Genomic DNA, 3550 nt, shown 5'->3' with positions numbered 1-3550 from the left:
ATGCAAATGTGGTTCGCAAGGGAATCTGCGATGGGTTTTGCCGGCCGGTTGCGCAAGCGCCTGGCCGTGCCGTTGCTGATCATCGGCGCGGGATCGTGCGCGGTTTTCGCGACCTCGCCGGCCCGGGCCGACTTCCGCGTTTGCAACGCAACGCAAAATCTGGTGGGCGTCGGCATCGGCTATCGCGCCAAGGCCGGCTGGATCACCGAGGGCTGGTGGCACATCGAAGGATCGACCTGCAAGACGCTGATCGAGGGTCCGCTGTCATCAAGGTTTTATTATCTTTATGCAGAAGACGCCGAACGCGGCGGGCGCTGGGATGGCCCGATCAACATGTGCGTCGCCGAAAAAGAGTTCAAGATCGCCGGCGTGAATGATTGCGTCGCCCGGGGCTTCCAACGCGCCGGATTCCAAGAATATGACACGGGCGAGCAGGCCAGCTGGATGGTCCAGCTGACCGACGAGCCCGCAACGGGAGGCGCGCCAGCGGCGGCCCCCGCTCCGGGAACAAACAGTCAATGAGACGTAACCGCAAGGTCAAGATCCTCGCCACCATCGGTCCGGCTTCCTCCTCCGAGGAGATGCTGAGAAAGCTCTTCGAAGCCGGCGCCGATGTCTTCCGCATCAATATGAGCCACACCGATCACGAGCTGATGCGCACGCTGGTCGGTCGCATCCGCGCCGTCGAGGCCGCCGTCGGCCGGCCGATCGGCATCCTCGCCGATTTGCAGGGGCCGAAGCTCAGGGTCGGCAAGTTCGCCAACGTCAAGGAAGCGTTGACCGTCGGCCAGACCTTCACCCTCGACGACAATCCGGAACCGGGCACGTCCAGCCGTGTCTACCTGCCGCATCCGGAAATCCTGAGCTCGGTCGAGGCCGGCCACCGACTTTTGATCGACGACGGCAAGCTGGAGCTGAAGGCGGTGAAGGCCGACGGCAAGTCGATCACCTGCACGGTCGTCGCCGGCTCGGGCATTTCCGACAAGAAGGGCGTCAGCCTGCCCGACACCGATCTGCCGGTCGGCGCGCTGACCGAGAAGGATCGCGCCGATCTCGACGCGGTGCTTGCCACCGGCGTCGACTGGGTGGCGCTGTCCTTCGTGCAGCGGCCGGAGGACCTGGCGGAGGCCCGCAAGATCGCGCGCGGCCGCGCGCTGATCATGGCCAAGATCGAGAAGCCCCAGGCGGTTGCCCGGCTCCCCGAGATCATTGAGCTCTCCGACGCGCTGATGGTCGCCCGCGGCGATCTCGGCGTCGAGATGCCGGTCGAGGCGGTGCCCGGCATCCAGAAGCAGATCACCCGCGCGGCGCGCCGTGCCGGCAAGCCGGTGGTGATCGCCACGCAGATGCTGGAATCGATGATCACCGCGCCCGTGCCGACCCGCGCCGAGGTCTCCGACGTGTCGATCGCCGTCTTCGAAGGCGCGGACGCGATCATGCTTTCGGCAGAATCCGCGGCCGGCGCCTATCCGGTCGAGGCGGTCGCCATGATGAACCGCATCGCCACCAAGGTCGAAACCGATCCGACCTATGCCGGCATCATCAACGCGCAGCGCTCGGAGCCCGAGGCGACCGGGGCCGACGCCATTTCGCTCGCCGCCCGCGAGATTGCCGAGACGCTGAAACTGTCGGCGATCATCTCCTACACCGCCTCAGGCACCACCGGCCTGCGCGCCGCGCGCGAGCGCCCGCAGGTGCCGATCGTGGCGCTGTCGCCGATCCTCAACACCGCGCGCCGCCTGTCGCTCTTGTGGGGCACGCATTGCGTGGTTTCGGAGGACGCCACCGATCTCGACGACATGGTCGACCGGGCCTGCCGGATCGCGCTGGAAGAAGGTTTCGGCAAGCCTGGCGACCGGGTGATCATCACCGCCGGTGTGCCGCTCAGGACGCCGGGCTCCACCAATATGCTGCGCATTGCCTATGTGGGGTCGGATACGCATTAGGGCGTGCCGATATTCGGGAGTACGCTCCGCTCCGGTTCTCGGAAGCCACCACTTTCGGCGCGGCCTGACCTGAATCTCGGCACACCTAACCGTACTTGCCGGGGCATTCAGGAGCTGATTCCCGAGGTTTCAGGTCGGCGCGAGCTCGGCATCGGGCACTTTGATGTCCGGGCATTTGCCGTCATGATAGGCATCGCCGGCGATCCGGCCCTCCACGGTTCTGGCCATCGCTTGTAGGTCGATCGGCGCGCCAGCCACTTTCGCAATGGCGCCGATCACGAGGTCGGGCGCGATCCAGTCCGGCTTGTGGCCGAGATTGCGGACCCAGACCAACTCGGCGCCGGGAATGTCGCGCTCGAGGCCGACGGAATGGATCGTCGCGTAGACCACCTTGTCGCGGTCGCCCGAGATGACGACGGTCGGCGCCTTGATCTCGCGGTATGAGGGTGAGGCGGCGCGGACATAGTCGTAGAGCTGGGCGACGTCGCGGGCGTTGGCGCGGAAGGCGGATGGCCTGAGCACCAGCGGGATCGAGGCGTCGCCGATATAGAACTCCGGCACTTTGTTGGGCGAGAAGACGCAAGCGGTGGCATCGCCGATCCGCAGCATGCCGGCCGGATAAGCAAGCGTTTCGGAAAACAGCCAGCCGATCACCGGCGTGGCGGCGAGCTTGTAATACCAGGCGGTCGCGCCGCCCGGCCATGGATGCGTGGCGGGCGAGACGAAGACCAACCCCAACGTCTTTTCGGGATGCCGGCGGGCGAAGGCCGTGGTGATCGCGCCGCCGAAGGAATGGGCGGCGATGACCGCCTTTTCGATGCCCAAGCGGTCCATCAGCGCGGCGATCGTGTCCGCCTGCGCGGCAAGCTTCTCATTGTCGCCGCGCGCCGACCAGCCGAAACCCGGCCGGTCGAGGAACAGCATCTCGGCGCGCCCTTCGAGCAGCGGCTTCAGCGGCAGCATCTGATCCTTGAGATTGGCGCTGGCGCCATGGATGAAGACGACCGGCGGCAGATCGGCCCCGGCCGGCGCCGGGATATGGACATGGTGGATGCGCGTGCCCCTGATCTCGGCGAACGCGCCGACGGGCGGATTGCGACGCTCGATCGACCAGACGCCGGCGCGGGTGACGCCGGCGAGGGCAAAGAAAAGCGCGACGAGGAAGAGGAGGGCGGCGCAGATGAGATTCATGCGGATGAATACGGGCGAAGGGCGGAATTGGTTTTGTGGGTGCTGTGACTTTGACAGGTTGGGGGCGTGTTGGCAGCCAGAATTTGCCTGGTCGTCGGTGAGCTATCGCAGACGTTCGAGATTGGCCGAAGCCCCTCAGCTTCGTCATCCACGGGCGGAGCGGGAGCGAAGCGGACGCGGAGACCCGAGGATCCATGCCGTGACGTCGATCGCAGGATGCAGCGGAGCAAAATTCTGCACCGTGAGCGACGCTCCAAAGTAACGGCATGGATTCTGGGGTCTGCGCCGCGTCGCTTCGCTCCTTGCTCCGCCCTAGAATGATGGGTGGACGGCCCCTTGCGGCATCGAATGTGCCAAACTGGGCTGTGATTAACTCCAGCAGAGGAGACCGTCCGTCATGCAAGTTATCAGAT

3 protein-coding genes are annotated in these 3550 nt (G+C 65.6%); 2 read left to right on the top strand and 1 reads right to left on the bottom strand.

Annotated features, from left to right (window positions below; genetic code table 11):
• Both EOD07_RS26910 and pyk read left to right on the top strand, forming a co-directional pair.
• Nucleotides 1-522 (top strand): DUF1036 domain-containing protein (locus tag EOD07_RS26910; protein WP_245470507.1); only part of this gene is annotated, 522 nt, incomplete at its 5' end.
• Nucleotides 519-1946 carry a pyruvate kinase gene (pyk, locus tag EOD07_RS26905; RefSeq protein ID WP_071071380.1) on the top strand — a complete coding sequence of 476 codons (1428 nt, stop codon included), beginning with the start codon at nt 519-521 and terminating at the stop codon, nt 1944-1946. The genes EOD07_RS26910 and pyk, both read left to right, overlap by 4 nt.
• A gap of 129 nt (nt 1947-2075) precedes the next feature.
• Here the strand turns inward: pyk and EOD07_RS26900 are convergent, their stop codons facing one another.
• On the bottom strand, nt 2076-3137 hold the full coding sequence (locus tag EOD07_RS26900; protein WP_127237564.1) for an alpha/beta hydrolase: 1062 nt from the start codon (nt 3135-3137) through the stop codon (nt 2076-2078).
• Nucleotides 3138-3550: the final 413 nt, after the last annotated feature.

This window comes from Mesorhizobium sp. M2C.T.Ca.TU.002.02.1.1 (assembly GCF_003997225.1).
This window is presented reverse-complemented; position numbering and strand designations above follow the sequence as displayed.